The sequence below is a fragment of the Zobellia uliginosa genome, from assembly GCF_900156625.1.
Taxonomy (GTDB): domain Bacteria; phylum Bacteroidota; class Bacteroidia; order Flavobacteriales; family Flavobacteriaceae; genus Zobellia; species Zobellia uliginosa.
Map to the genome: position 1 here is coordinate 48,138 of NZ_FTOB01000001.1, position 19,442 is coordinate 67,579.

Below are 19,442 nucleotides of genomic sequence, written 5' to 3' on the forward strand. Positions count from 1 at the left end.
ATCACATATTTTGGTACAGGCGCTTATATTCAAGCACAATCTTATCCCAAGTATAACTAGAAGCTACTTTTTTTTGAGCATTAAGTCCCAGCTTATCAAAAGAAGCCCTGTTATTTTCTATCCATTTAATCTTATCCGCCAAGTCACCTACATTTTTATTCTCAAAAAAAAGGACTTCCTCTTGACTAAAGACCTGTGTATTTTCAGGTATATCGCTGGCTAAAATAGGCTTACCCGTCGTGGCCACCTCAAGAAGCATAATAGACATACCTTCCGTTTCCGAAGGAAAAACAAAATACTCACTTCGTTCTACCAAAGCTAACAAGGGAGACAAAGGGCTCACAAAACCCAAAAAATGAACCTTTAGGCCAGTAGCCAGTCTTTTTATTCGTTCTATATATGCGGGATAATTATCCAATTCTCCTGCGATAAAGATATGCCCTTTATAATCCATTTTCTTATATGCCTCAAGCATAGTGTGCAACCCTTTCGTTCCCATAATCCTTCTCGCAGCAAATAACACATAAGGAGTGTCTTGAGGCAGGCCAACAGGCCAAAACTCAATGTCTCCCGAATGTTGTTTTCCTTCGGTAAGATTAATTCCGTTGGGAATAAACAACACATCGACATTGTTTTGTTCTTTATAAAAATCGCAAAGGGGGCGTGAGATAGCCGTTTTTACTCCTTTAAAATTCAAAAACCTTCGTTCGCATACTTTGAAAAAAAATTTTGCCAGTTTACCCCATTTATCTCTTTTATAAGGAGCTTCATGCGCCGTAGCTATAACCTTAGCACTTTTCGACAAACCATTCAAGAAAAAGAAACTATCTATTTTATGCGCATGGACAATATCATACTTGCCCAAAAAACGAATATGTAAATAACACAGAAAATAATATAAGAAAACACCAAAATTGCCAAATTTAATTTCCGGAAATTGAACCACTTCAACCCCTTTTATATGTTTCTTAGCCTGCTCATTTTTGTAACAATAGATAGTAATGTGGTAATCGTCGACCAAGTTTAGTATAATATTTTCAGCTACCCGGCTAGTACCCCCTCGAGAAGGGAAATATTTTATTCCGAAAAAGGCAATTCTTTTCTTGTCTTTCATTTTATTTAATCTCTAAAAAGATCTATCATCAGACCGTTTTTGAACAGGCGTCAGTTTGATTCCTTACCAACATACACCCTTCCTTGATTTCCAAATTGTCAATATGATCGATCAATTTTAGATAATTCGAGCGAAAGGTGTTATAACTAAAATTCGCAGTTAAATGTTCAAGACTCGATTTGCCCATTTTAGATCTCAATGAAGGAGAAAGCACCAATTCCTTGAGATAATTGCTTAGTTTCTCAACATCATCAACTTCTGCTACAAAACCATTCTTGCCATGCAGCACCAACCTTTCATTATCTCCCGCATCGGTAGTTACTATCGGCAACGAACAGTTCATTGCCTCCATAATCGCATTACTCACGCCTTCAAAGGAGGAAGTACATAAATAAATATCGGCAGAAAGCAATAGCTCGAAAATATCCTTAGGCTCGGTAATAAGTTCGACTTCTTGTTCCAAATTTTGTTTTTTTATCTCTGTGCGTATTATTTCTTCACCCGGCCCTTGACCTACAATGGTATAACTAATACTCTTATCAGTGTCACCAAGGTTCTTTTTTAAACGAGCTATGCATTTTAAAGCAACGTCGTACCTTTTTTGTTCAACAAGCCTTCCCAAGCTAATAACCTTAATAACACTTTCTTTTTTTTCGCGATTAGGCACCAGCTTCAATTCTATTCCATTGGAGATAACAAAAACCTTTTTCTTAAAACCGAATTTCAAAGCCGCCCTGTAAGCAGCAAAATTATTGGCTATCGTATAGTCAAGAATAAAATTGTTTGCCCATTTTAGACCTATGAACTTTGCACGGGCTAAATAACTGTTTCTGATACCACCTATTACATACGGAACCCCTACAATTTTCCCTAAAATTGCCGAAAAAATACTATCCGTAGGTAAAAATGAAAAAATTATATCTATCTCATTACACCTTAAAAAACGAATGAAACTCAAACTTTTCAAAACAATGTTAGCTGGCAAAAAAACGTGTTCAATACTTTCCTTTTCGATAAAAGAAATATGCGGCCCATGTATTGGCTTATCACTTAGAACGACAACAGTAACATTATGATTTCCTCTTAAAGCTTTGGCCAACAACAAACATTGCTTTTCTGCTCCTCCCCGGTTAAGTGAGTTGATCGTAATGCAAATATTTTTCATATGTACCTTAACTTTTCAGAATACAAACGAGCAACTCGATTTTCAAATAGAATTACCCGTATAACTTATTTAAATCTTGACGTAAATAGATACGCATGTAAACAGCTTGTCCGACGTTATGTGGCTGATATATTTTCAACAAATTTCCACATGTTTCCACCAAGGGTCCTATAGTCAAATTCTCTACGCCCCATTTCTTGACCCCGCAAGCCTATTTCCTTTGATTTTATCGGGTTTTCAATTATAAATTTCATCTCCTTTGAAAAGGCATCCATATTGTAACTATTAGCTATCAACGCTGTTTTTCCATGTTCAAAATAGTTTTTCACCTCCCCTATATTCGTTGTAATAACCGGATTTCCTGAGGCCAAATACTCCCCTATCTTGTGTGGGAAACGTGCCCTATCTTGAACGGTTGGCCTTAAGGGTATTAATAAGGCTATAGCATTAACGTACAGCTGCACCAATTCAGAATAAGGTATATTGGAAAATAATTTTATGGGCGCAGTTTTATATTGCTTATTGACTTCTGCCTGTAAGTCTTCCGTTTCTTTTACGCTACCTCCGCTTACAATCATGTACAATTTAGTTTCTTCGTTATCGGCTATACGCTCATAAGCGCCAATAACGAAATCGCGCACTTCTTTGTACCTGAAACTACCACAATAAAGGAAGTAAGGCTCGCTATCCTTCCTTTTTACACTAAACTTGTCAAAATCACAAATAATGGGCACTTTCATGTTTGGCTTTCCAGGACAAACTTTGGCATAATACTCATGTAATTTATCACTGATTGGCAATGCTCCTTGATACAATTTAATCACCCAATTATCAAGAAAGAAATCGTTGATTCTTCGAAAAATAGAGGTTCTATGCTGCATTGAAGAAGCCATTTCCACCAAGTTCACAGCCATCGGCACATTCAACAACCTAGAAAATATCCAATAACGCAAAATGTGGACCACTTTCATCTCAGAGACAATAATCATATCTATACCTTGGGACGACTTAAGCGCTTTCAACGTGCGAAACTCACCCAATATACCGGCAATCTTCTGTAAGTTTCTCCTGAGAAAACCTTTCGGTTTAAAAATACTTTGTGAAGTATAGCAATAATCTATTCCTTCAAATTCCCCCCGTAAAGGAAAGTTTGCATTGCCATCTTTAGAATGCACCCCTTTTCTACAAATAACCGTAGACTTAGCCCCAACATGAACAAAGGCCCTAGCCATTAGGGTCAACCTTTGAATTGTTGCCAATCCCAAGGGAAAACCAGATTCCCCCAAAAAAACAATATGTTTACTACCAAGCTTCTTGTTGTGCAAAACACGAAATATTAAATTAATACTAACTAGCCTTCACACCTTAAATAGGTATTCTTGCTATCTCGCCCATATACCCTTGTCACTTTTTGACAAAATTTTACCAACCTGAACAGGTGATACGATGGCCACTGGGATTAAACTAGCTATTGTTCCCAATATGATACCTACTACGCCCAGATCCAATACTTTTACAAAAAAGATAGATGCAGGTATATTAATACATGCCGCAAAAACCCAGGCATACATCTGTAGTTTTACCTTACCTGTACCGTTTAGAACAATGTTAAATATATTCACCCATGTAGTCAGGCTGACCGAAATCGCAACTGCCACTGAAACAACAATAGGAACTTCCAAGTGATCTTGCAACCATAACTTGTACACATACGGTGAAACAACTACCATAATTATTGCAATGACCAATGTACCTACCCAAACCTTCAGTACCGTCTTCAACGATTTTCGCATCCATTCAAAATCCCCTTTAGCATATGCCTCTATATTCGAAGGCCACAACTGATTTGTAATTATAACAAAGAGCATTGTAAAGACGGAAAGATATTTAAATGCTGCCTCGTACTGAGGTACACCTTCCAAAGAGACAAAACTGGCAATTAATATGTTATTGGTTTGATGTATGACAAGCATTGCCATTTTAATGACAAAAAACTTGGTCCCCAAGGAAAATATATCTTTAAAATATTCGCGTTTTGCGTGTTTAAAGGAAGGCCTATACTTAATGAATTTACGTCTAAAATAAAAGATTCCTACCCCTAAAGGAACCAAAGCGAACGTAAGGGCTTTTGCCGATCCAAACAAAAACAAAGAATCCGATTGGATAAAAGGTAATATAAGAATCAGTACCAAAAATGAAAACTTCGTAAGAAAGGTGAAATATTCCACATATGCCATTTTTTGTAGGGCATAAAATATTTCATATACATTTCCTGCAATGAACCGTATACCGAAAGCTACGATAATCACCGCACCAAGCCATTTTACTTCGGGAACAAGAGAACTTTCTATGCTTAACCAATCAGTCCAAGGAAATGCAAAATTAATAATTAACAAAACGGCCACCACAAATACAATTATCATGGCTAGCGCAAAGTATGCCGTACTTACGTATGCAACAGCTTTTTCATCATCATTTTTAGCAACGGCTTCACCGAATTTATTTCTGAGACCTAGGCCAATTCCAATATCAAAATTCAAGAACCAATCAACAACCGACAAAAGGGTAAGATAAATACCAAATTTAACGGCTCCTAAATAATCTAAAGACAATGGAAAATAAAGAAAGCCGATCAAGATACCGAGCCCCTTAATTAAAATAGTAAAAAATATATTCTTTTTAGCCTTTGCAGACCTACTCTTACCTTCTTTTCCAACTAGAGCTTTTACCTTTTCAAATAACTTCATACGTGAATCTTGACCTATTTTAGATGCTCGGTTTTTGAGGTAAATACTCGACTCTCTTCTATTTTGTGTATTCCCATGCCCATACCGATATGTACGGCATAAAGGACGGACAAATAAGATAAGAATAGAAACGTATTGGTCAGGTTTCCAATCATAAATATGATACTTGCCAAAAACGGTATCACAAAATATAGGTTTGTATGAAACGAGCGAGAATAATAATACGCGGACAAAATCACAAATAAAGCAAAACAAACAGCTGCCGGAATACCATATTCAAACAAAGACGAGAAATAACCGCTGTGCAAACTACCAGTTTTGGCGGTTGCCCGGTCACGGTCTTGGGTTATTCTCAGCAAATTAACGTAATAAACTTCGTTTTTGAGCCCTCCAAAGCCTAGCCAAGGTTTCTTGTCGATATTGTCTAAAACCATTGTATAGTAGCCCTTTCTTCCCCCTACCGAATCTGCTAAACGTTCTTTCACCAAGGAACTATTCATAATATCCTGATAATAAAATATTGAAAGAGACAAAACAATTGCCAAACCGGTCAGACCTGCAAATAAAAGTTTTTCCAACGCCACTTTATTAATGAAAATTAAATAGGTCACCAATACCAAGGCTAGTATAATCCAACTCATTCTCATAAACGAGGTTATCACGCCTATAGAAAACAATATGACCAAACCGGTTTTCCATATATTTTTTTTGATGGTAGTAAGCACCCAGACAATCGCAATAATCAAGAAATACGAATTATAATATTCTGCAGTAAAGAGGCCATTTGACCTTAGAACATCACCAAAAGCCAGTCTTTCATCTCCGATTCTAAGAAAATAAGGGTCATAGGCAAATTGAATAATCGCCACAATACTATTAAAAATAGCCCCTATAACAATCGATTTTCCGATCAAATCATAGGTTGGCTGATCGGCCATAAGTTTTAATCCAAAAAGGATGATCACAAAAGCAAATGACTCGAGAACCGTTTTTAAAGCATCGCCCATACCTACATCTTCAATATTGACGCCAATGGAAATGGTCAGCAATATGATGTATAACACTAGAGGAATAATGAACAAAGGTGTTTTTCGGGTGGCTGGAGACGCTAACTTTTCTTTTGACAACCATGTCTTTCTCACAATAAAAAAGAGCAACAGAAGGTATATAAGCCGAAGAGGCTGTATCTCAAAAAAACTGAAGCCGGGAATCTTTATGGTTAACAGGTCATTTATGTTTCCGGTCAAAAAATAAAACGACAACAACAAGCCTTCCAGTTTGTATTTCGACTCGCTTTTATAAGTCAAATAAGAAGCTATGATTCCTGCAATTACAAAGTAGATGTAAAAGTGATGAATCTGAACACCGGTCCAATTAAAATGTTGTTCGTAATTACCCATTCCTATATATTCGGTTCAAAAGTGAGCAAAGTGCTTATAAAGGAATTCAACCCTACACCGAAAAAGACTTATCTATCAATTGTTTTTCCTTGTTCAAACCATATTTTGCCTCGTAACCATATTTATGGTCTTCTTTAAGGGCATCGTTAAAAATGATATAGCTCTTTTTCTTTTTATCCCGAGGAATCAAATTCTCAAGATCCTCTAAAAATTCCACTTTAGAGATATTCCTACGTACCACAAAAAGATTGATATCCATAACATCTAAAAGCAACAAAAAGTCGGACACCAAACCTACTGCCGGAGTATCTAAAATCACATAATCGTATTCTTCCCTGAGTTGCGCTACAATGGTCTTCATTTTATCGCACGACAACAACTCATGAACATTACCTTCTACAATCGATGTTGGTATAAATTTGAGGTTATCGAGTTTATCGTGGGTATAAATTACATCTTGAACTGACTTCACCTCTCCTTTAAGATAATTTGAAAGTCCCCTCCCTTTCACCTTACCTACATGGTCGACCAAACTAGGATTTCGCAGATCGGCATCGATTATAATAGTCTTTTTTCCTGCTTCCGCAAAGGTTATACCCAAGTTGATGGCACTGTAGGTCTTACCCTCTTCAGGCAAAATCGACGTAATGCCAATGACACCTTTATCTTCCGAGTTAACAAGCTTAAGGTTGGTACTTAAGTCTCTAAACGATTCTTTTAGTTTCCATAATGCCACCTCGGAGTCGGCATCGGTAGGTTTCAGATTTTCATTTACAAAATCGAACAGCTTGCTCGTTCCTTTAAATTTTCTGATCCATTTTTCAACCGCCACACCCAAAAAAGGAATGCCGTGGGATTTATCGGTCGAACTATTGTCATAGTGAACAATGCTGGCAATAATAGGCATATCGCTATTGGCCATTACCTGATGAACGTTCTCTATGGTATCGTCAGGAGAAAAGAATATCATCCATCCAAGAGGTATGAGCATACCAAGAACCATGGCCAAGGCCAGCAAAAGTGACTTTTGTGGTGCCACGGGGCCGTTCCCGACCATTCTAGCTTCATCCAATACCCGTGTATCCGAAGTGCTTTCCGCCCTTGCTATACCTGTTTTTGCCAACTCTTGACTTAAGTATTTATACAAGTTTTCATAAAGGGTGTTCTGTCGTTGAATATTGAGGAGTTGTATTTCCCGGGTTGGCAAAGAACTGATTTCCTCATCAATGCTCGAGAGCTGTGAGGTAATCCCTCCCAATGCCGCCTGTGATGACCTTACGGCACTTCTTAAGTTGTTCAATAATAATTCGGTCGCCTCTTGTATCCGCCCATTTAAAATGGCCATTTCCTCATTGTTACTGGTCACATAAAACTTCTTTCTTGAACGTTCGGCATAAAGTTCTTTTAGCTCAAGAATGTTTTGGTTGATAAGTGGGTCTTCTATGCCTATACCCGATGGCATGATAAAATCATCATTATTCCTATTATTTCTTACACTACGCATGATAGAATTATAATAGTTAATGTTCATTTTTATCTTGGCCGCCTCAACTTGTAGATTGTTCGTCTGATCAAGCGCATTAGAAGCCGTAGCCCCAAGATCAACCGCCTTTTTATCAATTTTAAACGCTTCCAATTCTACTTCAAACCGAGTTAAGGAATCCGATATGATCCTTAATTGGTTTCTAATAAAGGCCTCTTTTCCGGCAGCGATTTCATTTCTCGAAGAAAGTTCGTTTTGTACATAGTTTTCAGTCAGCTTCTTAAGAAAATCAACTTCTTTGTTAACGATAGGCCCCGAAGACACAATTTTAAATATACTGGCCTGTATATCAATATTGTCAGCTTCAAGCTTACCCATATAGCCCTTGGCTACATTTTCAATATTGCTAATGACAAAAGTAAAGTCATCCCCATCAAAGTCCTCTATATTGACACTATACTCGGGACGATTAAGGGTAAATGTAAAATACTCGTGTTCGACCATGTCCCCGAATTTATACTCTTGCGAAAAGTCAAAGCTTCTTTCAACCTCACGAACCGAACCGTTCTGTGGATTGGAAACCGCAAATTCATCATCGGCCTCAATAGTCAACCTATAATTATCGCCCCCAAGCAACTCCACTTCAAAAGGAATTCCATAAAGTTGGGGCTTAGACCTGTTTAAAGTGACTTCAAACGGAAAATAGCCATACTTCTCTTGTGAAGAAAACAGACTTTCGGTGTGGTAAGACACGTCAAAATCAAGGTCTTCTATGGTCTGCCTGATAAGACTGAACGACTTTAAAATACCTATTTCATTATATAGGTTCTTCTCCATCTCGATGAGGCTTACACCACCATCAACATACTTACTGTCACCTAAAACACGGTTTCGGCCTTTAGAATCGATCAGTACCGAGGTAGACACTTCATATATAGGCGTTGCTGCAGCTATATAAACCAATGCCAAAAGCAGGAAGAAACCAATACTGGCCATAAAGAACATTTTGTTCTTATATATCTTCCTAAAAAATAATTTTAGGTTAATCTCTTGCTGAGGGTTAACTTGATTATTCTTTTTCTCTTTCATTATATTATCATTATTTTTCTCTCAATACCGTACAACTTTGTCCACACCCGGTTTGGGATGTAATTCCCACCCTATACCCTATAATTAAAGCAACATTGCAGTTAGTTCGAATTGAAACTCAACACCAAAATAGTTGTCGATATAGCAGATAAGACCAGACTGAAGACGCCCAGATTCCTTTGGAAAAGATTTTCTTTTGAAGTCTCTACATACAACACGTCGTTCGGATGCATGAAATAGTAGGGCGACCTTATAATACTTGGGCTAGTCAGGTCTAGATTTACAACAATTGACTTATCCCCTTGTTGGCGAATTAATTTTACATTCTTTCTTTTTCCGGAAATATTAAGGTCTCCTGCAGCACTCAGGGCTTCAAAAATTGTTGCCTGTGTATTATAAATGTAAGTAGTGCCCGGGTTTTTGACATCTCCTAAAACAGAAATCTTGAAACTGGTAAGCTTTACGGAGACCACCGCATTCAACAAGTACTTATCAATTTCACTCTGTACCATATCCCTGATTTCCTCCACGGTCAGATCTTGCACTTTTACCTTGCCCACCACGGCCAAGGTTATAGTACCCTCTTTATCTACCGTATAGCCGTTCAAGAACAAAGACGCAGGGTTCGCCTGTAAATTCTTGTTCTCCACCATTGAATTATTGAAATACATGACTTGATCGGGATCTCTACTTTGCACCTTTACACTTAACACATCATTTGGCTGTACCCCGTATTCGGTGGGACGCAAACGAATGGTCAATTCCTCATCAGGACTTTGCAAATAATTAACCCCTTTTGAGGTATAACAAGAAGTCAACGATAAAGTAAGTAATACTACCATGGTACGCTGTACCGATAATGTGAAAGGCCTACATTTAAAAAAAGTGAACGCTGATTTTCTAATGCTTGGTTTGATTGTCATCTCTTGAATTTTACTTGGTCTTTGTTTTATTGCATTTCAGATGGTATAGAACATACGTTTACAACAAGGTTCTTGATCTATTAAGAAGTAGTTTATTCCTAAAACGCTTTTTTATGATGGCTTCCGAAAATGGTCAAAAAAATAATTTTTGCATCTAACCATGGACTCCAATTTTCAATATACCACAAATCGTGCTTTACACGTTGGCTTTTTTGTTCGTCGGTTATGGTTGGGCCTCTCCACCCGTTTACCTGTGCCCATCCGGTAATACCAGGCTTCACATAGCCTCTTACCATATAATCGTTAACGCTCTTTCTAAAATCGTCTTGAAGATTCACTCGATGTGGTCTAGGACCGATAACACTCATATCTCCCCTGAGCACATTATAAAACTGGGGCAGCTCATCAAGGTCCGTCTTTCTCAAATATTTGCCGATTCGAGTTATACGGGGGTCATTAACCACTGTAGACTTAGCGTTGTGCAAAGGATCTTCGGTTACCGACATGGTTCTAAACTTATAACACTTAAAAGTATCCGCGGCCTCGCCTTTGCGGTAAGGGGTATAAAAAATAGGCCCCTTAGAGTCTAGCCGTATTAAAATGGCAATTATTAAAAAAACAGGAGATAACAAGATGAGTGTTACCAAGGCAAAACAAAAGTCGAACAAACGCTTCAATATGGCCGTACTAAAATGATCTAGCGGAGACTCCCTTAATTTAAAAACCGCCAAATCTCCCATAGCAACGGCTTTGTAGTTTTTCGACATCAACAAGGGGTTGGCAGGAATCAATTTCACCCGTACCCCAAAACTATCCGCAATTTTTATGGTTGCCAGGATCTTTTCATGCTCGACCCCTGACATGGCAATAAATATCTCATCTATCTTTCTATCTTTTAAAATCTTAGAAAGGTCGTCAACAGCCCCAAAAACACTCATATCGAGTTCGTTCTTTACCAGCTTTTTCTTATCTTCAAGATAGCCGATTACATTATAACCATATTGGGTCATAGCATTTGTAAAACCCTTGAGGTTCTCACTATCATAGCCAGAACCAATCAGTAAAGTGTCGGAAAAAAGGTGAGAAGCCCTCTTCTTTAAGTAATGTAGTAAGTATTTATGACTGATCAGATTGAGATATGAAAAGATAAATATGGGAATAATAAAAGTAGATCTCGGAAAATACCTGATCTTCAACAAAATAACCACACTCATTACAAATCCTACGAAGAAAAAGAGCGACGTGACAATGCTCTTAAAATATCCATAATCAGGATTAAAATAAAATTCGTTGTTCCTGATGTAGAGAATTATCACCAACCAAGTTAGGTTGTAAATCCCTATTAACCTTACCATATTTAAAAGTATGGCCGTATCGCTAAACGAAAAATCGGGAAGCCTAAACATAAGGCACACCACTAGCACCACATTTAGCAGAATAAATTCAAACGCTAATAAATTAATAAGTACATACCTATTTTTCGAATTCATGGGGGAAATTTAGTTGGCGATTTGCATAAAATTAACGACTATCACTTATGTGGTGACCAACGACCATCAAAGATAGGAATGAAATAAATAACATTTCGTCAATACAAGCCCATCAAAGACAATCAACCAAATTATTAGTTAATCGACATTTTATCAAACTAATCTATATCAGATATTCAAGCTGTTCGAGCCAATTCTACCCAAATCACTCCATTCTTCCCTTATTCGGAATAACAGCTATCGATACTTCGTAATTGGCAACTGAACAAGATAGAACAAATATTTTCCATTACAGATTATTAATGAGCCATTTACACTTCAAAAGCTAAAAAACAAACCGTACATTCCTAAACAACAGTGTATTTACTAGACTATTCTACCCTACTCAATCTATAAATCACATCACCCTGATTATCAGTCAATATATTCCTGTAAAAATACTACAATTTTACAAAGGAAAAATACTACTTCTATTATTGGGGCTTAATCGCCCCATTCTACTTGCAAAATTTGAATCGAACCTCTTTGCTCCAAAGAAAAAGGGAAGCCATTAGCTTCCCTTTTACCCTATTCAGGTTTCCCTTAATCACATTTTTTTTGTCGCGCCCATCTGTAAAGGCTACGCCATATCATTTATAGCTTCAAACCATAAGAACCTAATTAAATATGATGATCTATGACCTGGTGGGCATCAATTAGTGGCCCACCGTGTATGACCTCGTCCGAAGCCTGGTTAATGAACTTATCGAAATTCAAATGAAAGGAATGGGCCAATTGTATCGCCTTGCTGATATAAGCGCCTTTCTGAAGCCAAGTATTCATAGGGTCCAACAATTCAGTAGGCACATTATGACAATACTTAGGCATGTGCAAACCAAAAATAGGATGCTGTTCATAATCTACCCTTTCCAACTCCCCTTCTAAAATAGAGGAAATCATGGCCCGCGTATATTTCAATTTGATCCTGGAGCCTACCCCATAAGGACCACCGCTCCAGCCTGTGTTCAAGAGCCAGACGTTCACATGGGCCTCGGTCATCTTTTTACTGAGCATTTCGGCATAGACCGTAGGATGTAAGGGCATAAAGGGCTCCCCGAAACAGGCCGAAAAAGAAGGCACAGGTTCGTTGATTCCCGCCTCGGTACCCGCAACCTTCGCCGTGTAGCCAGAAATAAAATGATAAGCGGCCTGCCCCGGTGTAAGCTTCGATACCGGTGGTAAGACGCCAAAGGCATCACAGGTCAAAAAGAAAATGTTCTTTGGGTTACCTCCGTAAGAAGGCACCTGTATGTTGTCGATATGATGGATCGGATAACTCACCCTTGTATTTTGTGTAATGGAACTATCGGAATAATCGACCTCTTTGGTTCCTTCCTTAAATACTACATTTTCCAAAAGTGCCCCAGGTCGTATGGCACGGAAAATATCAGGCTCTTTTTCTTCGGTCAGGTCGATAACCTTGGCATAGCACCCTCCTTCAAAATTAAAAATAATGTTATCGGCAGTCCAACCGTGCTCGTCATCGCCTATAAGCTTACGGTTTGGATCGGCGGACAAGGTTGTTTTACCCGTCCCCGAAAGACCAAAGAATATGGCCGTATCACCGTTCTCCCCATAATTGGCGGAACAATGCATGGGCAAAACGTTCTTCTCGGTGGGCAGAATGAAGTTCAGGGCCGAGAAAATTCCTTTTTTAATTTCACCAGTATAAGCGGAACCCGCTATCAAGACCGTTTTCCTCGTAAAATCAAGAACGGAAAAATTTCCCGCCCTTAGACCACTATTGGCCGGGTCTTTGGCTTCATAGCCGGGAGCACAAATGACCAGCCATTCTTCCTCAAAATTTTCTATTTCATCATCGGCCAGCTGAATGAACATGTTCTTTACAAAGTAATTCGACCAAGGGTATTCCGTAATCGTACGTACGTTCATTCTATACTCTGGTGCCGCACCTACGTAGGCATCACGCACGTACACTTCCTTATTCGACAAATACGCTACCACCTCGTCGTAAAGCTTTTGGAAGTTTTCCGGATCTATCGGTTTGTTTATACGCCCCCACCATACCTTATCCTCGGTATAATTATCCTTTACGATAAAACGGTCTTTTGGCGAACGCCCTGTAAACTTACCTGTATTGACACAAAGCGTACCATTGGCGGTCTCGGTCCCCATACCTTTTTCAAGGGTCAATTTTTGAAGGGTCTCCCCGTCGAGGTTCCAATTGGCCTTTACATTTTTGAGTCCGTATTTTTCAAGATTTGCATTCTTGGGCTTTCGAGATAGTGTTTGCATAGTTCATGTTTTAAGGTTCTCTTCTTTTATAGGCCGATAGGGGAAAAAGCTATTACATCAAGCTCTTTATTCCCTGTCCTAGAAAAATCAAAAGCGATGAAAACGGTCTTTGTTTCGGTTTATGATTTTATAATCGTTCCCTACCAAAGTTAAATAGAGCCTACCGTAAAAAACATGATAGTCGTCATGTATACAAAAATCGAATGGGCAGAAACCGTAATTTACCTTACCCTTTATTAAAAAGGGCCATAAAGGTCAAATGGGTCTTGAAGAAAAATGCTTATCGGGAGCGGAAGCCCTCCCTAGACAGGACAAAAAAAACTTTACAGTTCCGCAAAGCCCTCCTTTTACCTCACCTATTGGACCTCTCGCTATCGCGGGATAGACTCTCGCCCAAGCCCTTGACACAAACAAAAAAAGCCCATACATTTCTGTAAAGGCTTTCTTTTTGCTCCCCCTCTTGGGCTCGAACCAAGGACCCTCTGATTAACAGTCAGATGCTCTAACCAACTGAGCTAAGGAGGAAAATATACCCGCTTTGTTTATCAAAGCGGGTGCAAATATAATTGTTTTTTTTATTGTCCCAAATAAATTTTGCAATCTATTTTCCGGTTAAATATCTATACAGGTCATTTCCGTTGGCAAATAGTATCAAAGCAAGCAATAAAAAGAAGCCGATCATCTGTGCATATTCCAAAAATTTATCGCTTGGTTTTCGTCCGGAAACTATCTCATATAGCAAGAACATTACATGTCCACCATCTAAGGCGGGTATGGGCAAGAGGTTCAACACGCCCAACATTATCGACAAGAAAGCCGTAGTACCCCAGAACACTTCCCAGTTCCAAGTATTCGGAAAAAGTCCGCCAATGGCCGCAAAACCACCTACACCTTTATATGCGCCCGTATCTGGGTTGAAAATTTTCTTCAATTGTTTTAGGTAGCCGGTAAATTTACTCACCCCTTTATTGATTCCTGCAGGAATAGACTGTGCAAAAGTGTATTTTTCCGTTTCCACACGTAAAAGTCCCCTTTGCTCCATATCCTTCATAGAGAGCGACATCGGCCGAACACCTATTTGGGCGGAGTCATTGATCACTACAGGTATCACTTTACGTTCGTTGTTCCCACGAACAACGGTCAAATCTATTTTTTCTCCCTTATGGTTTTCCAGAATAGGTTTTACCTCATCAAAATAGGCTACCTTTTTTCCTGCGATCTCCACCACTTCGTCTTGAGGTTGAAGTCCGGCTTCTTTGTTCAACGACTCGGGCGAAACCTCCCCTATGATAAAGGGAATACGAGGTCCTAAAAACAAAGCACGGTCTTTATCCTCCATCAATGTAGCAATAAAGTCTACTGGAATGGCCTGTTCTATCGTTTGGCCGTCACGCTCTATCGTAATCGAGTTCCCCTCGATTATACTCATAAAGATTCCGTTGAAATCCTTCACTTTGTTCCCGTCAACGGCAAGAATCTTATCCCCTGTCTGAATACCCAGTTCATCACCTATCGTTTTCTCGATGACGTGAACCCCATCTTTCAAACTGTCCGCAGGAATGTATTGGTCACCATACCCATAGGCCATACCGATATAAATGACCAAGGCCAGGATAAAGTTTACCGTTACCCCGCCCAACATAATGATCAGGCGTTGCCAGGCTGGCTTACTTCTGAACTCCCATTCCTTGGGTTCTTCCTTCATTGCCTCGGTATCCATACTTTCGTCGATCATACCGGCTATTTTCACGTAGCCCCCTAACGGAAGCCAACCGATCCCGTAAACGGTCTCACCGATCTTCTTTTTAAATAGGGAAAACTTAACATCAAAGAAGAGGTAGAATTTCTCTACCCGGGTCTTAAATAATTTAGCTGGAATAAAATGCCCCATTTCGTGAAGCACTATCAATAACGAAAGGCTTAAAAGGAATTGTATAGTCTTAATAAGTAACGGACTCATCTATAGTTTTCTATAATTAAAGAACTCATCTTGAATTCAGCCGACAAAAGTACACTTTTACGGCCGCTTAAAAAAAATTACTAGTCAACCTCAATTATTTTTAAGAAAGATTTAGCAGCACTCCGAGGGGTCTAGTGTTGAATGCTCGTAATGTCTAACGTATCTTTGCTAAAAAGATTATGCGCTCTTTTTTCGCCAAATACAAATTTTTCGGCCTTGTACTCTTAGGGATTTCATCCGTAATCGTTTATCTTTTCTACAACGCCCTACAACCCACCAAAATCTTAACGATCTACCAGCCCACCATGGTCAACCCCGAGCTCGTTGACAGCACCCTTCAATACAAAAGAAAATACCATACCATTGCCGATTTTGCACTGACCAATCAAAATGGCGAAACCATTACACAAGATGATTACGCCGATAAAATTTATATCGCCGACTTTTTCTTTACCACCTGCCCTACCATTTGCCCCATCATGACCAAGAATATGGCCGGCATACAGGAACGCATCAAAAATTTTGACGATGTACTGCTTTTGTCGCATTCGGTAACCCCAGAAATCGATTCCGTGGCCCAATTAAAAAAATACGCCATAGAAAAAGGCGTTGACGATGCCAAATGGAATTTGGTAACGGGCGATAAAAAGCAGATATACGAATTGGCCAGAAAATCATATTTAGCGGTCAAAGACGATGGCGACGGCGGACCTTTTGACATGATCCATACCGAAAACTTTATTTTGGTCGACAAGAAAAAACGCATTCGCGGATTTTACGACGGAACCAATCCTGAAGAGATAGAAAAGCTAATGGGCGACCTAGAAATCCTTAGGGCATCGTACGAAAAGAAATAGATTCCCGGCCGAGCCAGTATACGCCAATTTTACTCCCTCTTTCATATCCCTTGTGCTACCGCAGCTTTAAAGAGCGGAAACTTCCCGATTTTTAGGATTTTTTGGGATTACGGAGCCTCATTTTAGGATAAATTATGCTACTTTTGTCCTTACTTATAATCAATCTAAATAAACATTGATAACTACGGTCGCGCAACTTAAAAAAGGACAAAAAGGAATCATCAAAGAATTCTCAGATGATTCGCTCCCCATAAAACTATTGGAATTGGGTTGTTTGCCCGGAAACGAAATAGAGTTAATTCAAATTGCGCCTTTCAAAGACCCCATCTACATCAATGTCAACGGTTCACATATTGCCATTAGGCGCGAAACGGCCCAGCTTATTGAACTCGATATTATAGATGATACCCCGGCGCTATGAGCAAACAAATCAATGTTGCCCTTATAGGCAACCCTAACACAGGTAAAACTTCCGTTTTCAACCAACTGACGGGATTGAAACAAAAGGTTGGCAATTACCCCGGCATTACCGTTGAAAAAAAAGAAGGTATTTGCAAATTACCCCGTGGCGTAAAAGCCCATATTCTTGATTTGCCCGGCACCTACAGCCTTAATACGACCTCTTTGGACGAGAGCGTTGCCGTTGAGCTTTTACTGAACAAAAACGACAAGAACCATCCCGACGTGGCCATAGTGGTTTCAGATGTTGAAAACCTGAAGCGAAACCTTTTGCTGTTCACACAGATCAAAGACCTTAAAATACCGGCCATTCTTGTCATTAACATGGCCGACCGCATGTCGCGCAAGGGAATTTCGGTAGATATTGCACTCCTAGAACAAAAATTGAATACCAAAATCGCCTTGGTCAGTACAAGAAAAGGGGTGGGTATCGACCGTATAAAGGAGCTCATCACCGATTACAAAAACCTCTCTACCGAACAGAACGTTGACATTACGGTAATTTCACCTGAATATTTTGACAAACTCAGGTCGGCATTCCCTAACGAAGACCTCTATAAGTTGTGGCTTGTGATCACGCAAGACGTCAACTTCATGCCCATTGAAAAAAAGCTGTTCAAAGATGCTACATCCTTCGCTACCAAATCAAAATCGGAGCTGAAGCGATTACAGCAAAAAGAAACCATTCTAAGATATCAGTTTATCAACGGCATCCTAAAGGAAACCTACAAAGTCGATTTGGCCGCGGCCAAAGGCTTAAGGGCTTCTTTTGACAAAATACTGACGCATAAAGTATTCGGCTACGTCATTTTCTTTGCCATACTGCTTACCATATTTCAAGCCATATACGATTGGAGTGGATATCCACAAGACTTGATAGAAACCTTCTTTGCGAACGCAAGCGGATGGGTCAAAGATACCCTGCCTCCCGGGGTGTTCACCAACCTCATTGCCGAAGGGGTCTTAACAGGTATCGGCGGCATTGTCATGTTCATTCCGCAAATTGCCTTTTTATTCCTCTTTATATCGCTTTTAGAAGAAACGGGCTATATGAGCCGTGTAGTGTTCTTAATGGACCGCCTAATGCGCCCTTTCGGCCTGAGCGGCAAGAGTGTCGTCCCCCTAATGTCGGGTACCGCCTGCGCCATCCCTGCGGTAATGGCCACCCGTACCATTGAAAATTGGAAGGAACGGCTGATTACCATACTCGTTACGCCTTTTACCACCTGCTCGGCGCGATTGCCGATTTACATCATTATCATCGCCTTGGTCATTCCCGAAGGCAGTATTCTTGGACTGAGCTACAAAGCCTTGACCTTAATGCTCCTATACCTGATCGGTTTTGCGGCGGCCATTCTTTCGGCCATGGTATTGAATAAGATATTGAAAATCAAAGGTCGATCCTTTTTTGTGGTCGAAATGCCCAACTACAAATTACCACTACCCAAAAACGTGGCCTACACGGTATGGGAGAAAACCAGAAGTTTTGTTTTAGGGGCAGGAAAGATCATCTTGGCCATTTCCGTGGTGCTTTGGTTCCTAGGCTCGAATGGTTATGCCGACGATTTTAAGAATGCCGATGAAATCGTAACCAACCGAATCAAGAAAGAAGGGTTTTCCGATTTTAACCAGGCCAATATCCAAAACGAACTATCGGCCTATAAATCGGCCTTAAAAGACAGCATAAGCAACAATATATATACCATTGATGCCGCGGCCCTCTCCGATTCCATAGCACTAAAAAAGACCTTTCTCGAAGAAAGGGCCTTGCACCAAGAGATTTCGAGCTACAAATTAGAGAATTCCTATATGGGCTATATGGGCAAGGCCATCGAGCCAGTGGTCCATCCCTTGGGCTACGATTGGAAAATAGGTATTGCCGTACTCACTTCATTTGCCGCACGTGAAGTATTCGTGGGTACCTTGGCCACCATATACAGCGTGGGCAGTGACGAGGAGCAGACCATTCAAAACCGGATGGCCGCCGAAATCAACCCCAAGACCAAAAAACCATTGTTCAACTTGGCTTCCGGCATTTCGCTCCTGCTATTTTATGCCTTCGCCATGCAATGTATGAGTACGTTGGCAGTGGTCAAACGAGAGACAAACACATGGAAATGGCCCGCCGCACAATTGGTATTTATGAGTTCTTTTGCCTATATTGTTGCTCTGGTCGCCTATCAAATACTAAAATAAAATGGGCGTACTTCAACCCATATTGGTTTATATCGTAGTTGCTATTTCCGCAGCTTATTTAGTGAAGAAATTCCTTTTGCCCAAAACATTGTTCTCCAACAAAAAAGGCAGTAGCAAAGCTTGTGGGCAAGATGGCTGTGGCTGTCATTAACCTTGCTACACCCTTGCCGTACCCGCTACTTATGTAAGTTAATTCGTTAACAAAAGGATAAATCGGTATTAAATAAATCAAAAAAGGCATGCTTTCCTCAATGCTATCGCTTT

Annotated in this window: 13 protein-coding genes and 1 tRNA gene; 3 read left to right on the plus strand and 11 right to left on the minus strand. The window is 39.7% G+C overall.

Features of this window, described 5'->3' with window-relative positions:
• Position 1: 1 nt before the first annotated feature.
• From BW980_RS00175 to rseP, 11 genes are all read right to left on the minus strand, one after another.
• Positions 2–1,114: a glycosyltransferase family 4 protein gene (locus BW980_RS00175; RefSeq protein WP_076452966.1), complete on the minus strand. Its 1,113-nt coding sequence runs from the start codon at positions 1,112–1,114 to the stop codon at positions 2–4.
• Between the two features lie 28 nt (positions 1,115–1,142).
• A complete protein-coding gene (locus tag BW980_RS00180; RefSeq protein WP_076452967.1) occupies positions 1,143–2,279 on the minus strand; it encodes a glycosyltransferase in 1,137 nt (378 codons plus the stop codon).
• 116 nt (positions 2,280–2,395) lie between these two features.
• The gene (locus BW980_RS00185; RefSeq protein ID WP_076452968.1) at positions 2,396–3,604 is read right to left on the minus strand and encodes a glycosyltransferase; all 1,209 of its coding nucleotides are present in this window, start codon (positions 3,602–3,604) and stop codon (positions 2,396–2,398) included.
• 57 nt (positions 3,605–3,661) lie between these two features.
• Positions 3,662–5,026, minus strand: coding sequence for a lipopolysaccharide biosynthesis protein (locus BW980_RS00190; RefSeq protein ID WP_076452969.1), 1,365 nt, complete (start codon positions 5,024–5,026; stop codon positions 3,662–3,664).
• A gap of 14 nt (positions 5,027–5,040) precedes the next feature.
• A complete protein-coding gene (locus BW980_RS00195; RefSeq protein ID WP_175609826.1) occupies positions 5,041–6,153 on the minus strand; it encodes an O-antigen ligase family protein in 1,113 nt (370 codons plus the stop codon).
• A 325-nt stretch (positions 6,154–6,478) separates the two neighbouring features.
• The gene (locus BW980_RS00200; protein ID WP_076452971.1) at positions 6,479–8,998 is read right to left on the minus strand and encodes a GumC family protein; all 2,520 of its coding nucleotides are present in this window, start codon (positions 8,996–8,998) and stop codon (positions 6,479–6,481) included.
• A 101-nt stretch (positions 8,999–9,099) separates the two neighbouring features.
• Entirely contained in the window at positions 9,100–9,840 is a 741-nt protein-coding gene (locus tag BW980_RS00205; RefSeq protein ID WP_076452972.1) for a polysaccharide biosynthesis/export family protein, read from the minus strand.
• Positions 9,841–10,019: 179 nt separating this feature from the next.
• Positions 10,020–11,411, minus strand: a complete 1,392-nt coding sequence (locus BW980_RS00210; RefSeq protein ID WP_076452973.1) for an exopolysaccharide biosynthesis polyprenyl glycosylphosphotransferase — start codon at positions 11,409–11,411, stop codon at positions 10,020–10,022.
• 660 nt (positions 11,412–12,071) lie between these two features.
• Positions 12,072–13,706: a phosphoenolpyruvate carboxykinase (ATP) gene (gene pckA, locus BW980_RS00215; RefSeq protein ID WP_076452974.1), complete on the minus strand. Its 1,635-nt coding sequence runs from the start codon at positions 13,704–13,706 to the stop codon at positions 12,072–12,074.
• Between the two features lie 451 nt (positions 13,707–14,157).
• A tRNA-Asn gene (locus BW980_RS00220) sits at positions 14,158–14,231 on the minus strand.
• Between the two features lie 76 nt (positions 14,232–14,307).
• Positions 14,308–15,666 (minus strand): RIP metalloprotease RseP, encoded by a 1,359-nt coding sequence (gene rseP, locus BW980_RS00225; protein WP_076452975.1) that lies wholly within the window; start codon positions 15,664–15,666, stop codon positions 14,308–14,310.
• 179 nt (positions 15,667–15,845) lie between these two features.
• Between rseP and BW980_RS00230 the strand changes: the two genes are divergently transcribed.
• The 3 genes from BW980_RS00230 to feoB all read left to right on the plus strand — a co-directional run bounded on the left by BW980_RS00230 (position 15,846) and on the right by feoB (position 19,178).
• The gene (locus BW980_RS00230; protein WP_076452976.1) at positions 15,846–16,523 is read left to right on the plus strand and encodes an SCO family protein; all 678 of its coding nucleotides are present in this window, start codon (positions 15,846–15,848) and stop codon (positions 16,521–16,523) included.
• Positions 16,524–16,698: 175 nt separating this feature from the next.
• Positions 16,699–16,944: a FeoA family protein gene (locus BW980_RS00235; RefSeq protein ID WP_076452977.1), complete on the plus strand. Its 246-nt coding sequence runs from the start codon at positions 16,699–16,701 to the stop codon at positions 16,942–16,944.
• Positions 16,941–19,178 (plus strand): ferrous iron transport protein B, encoded by a 2,238-nt coding sequence (gene feoB / locus BW980_RS00240; protein ID WP_076452978.1) that lies wholly within the window; start codon positions 16,941–16,943, stop codon positions 19,176–19,178. The genes BW980_RS00235 and feoB overlap by 4 nt, the downstream gene beginning before the upstream one ends.
• Positions 19,179–19,442: the final 264 nt, after the last annotated feature.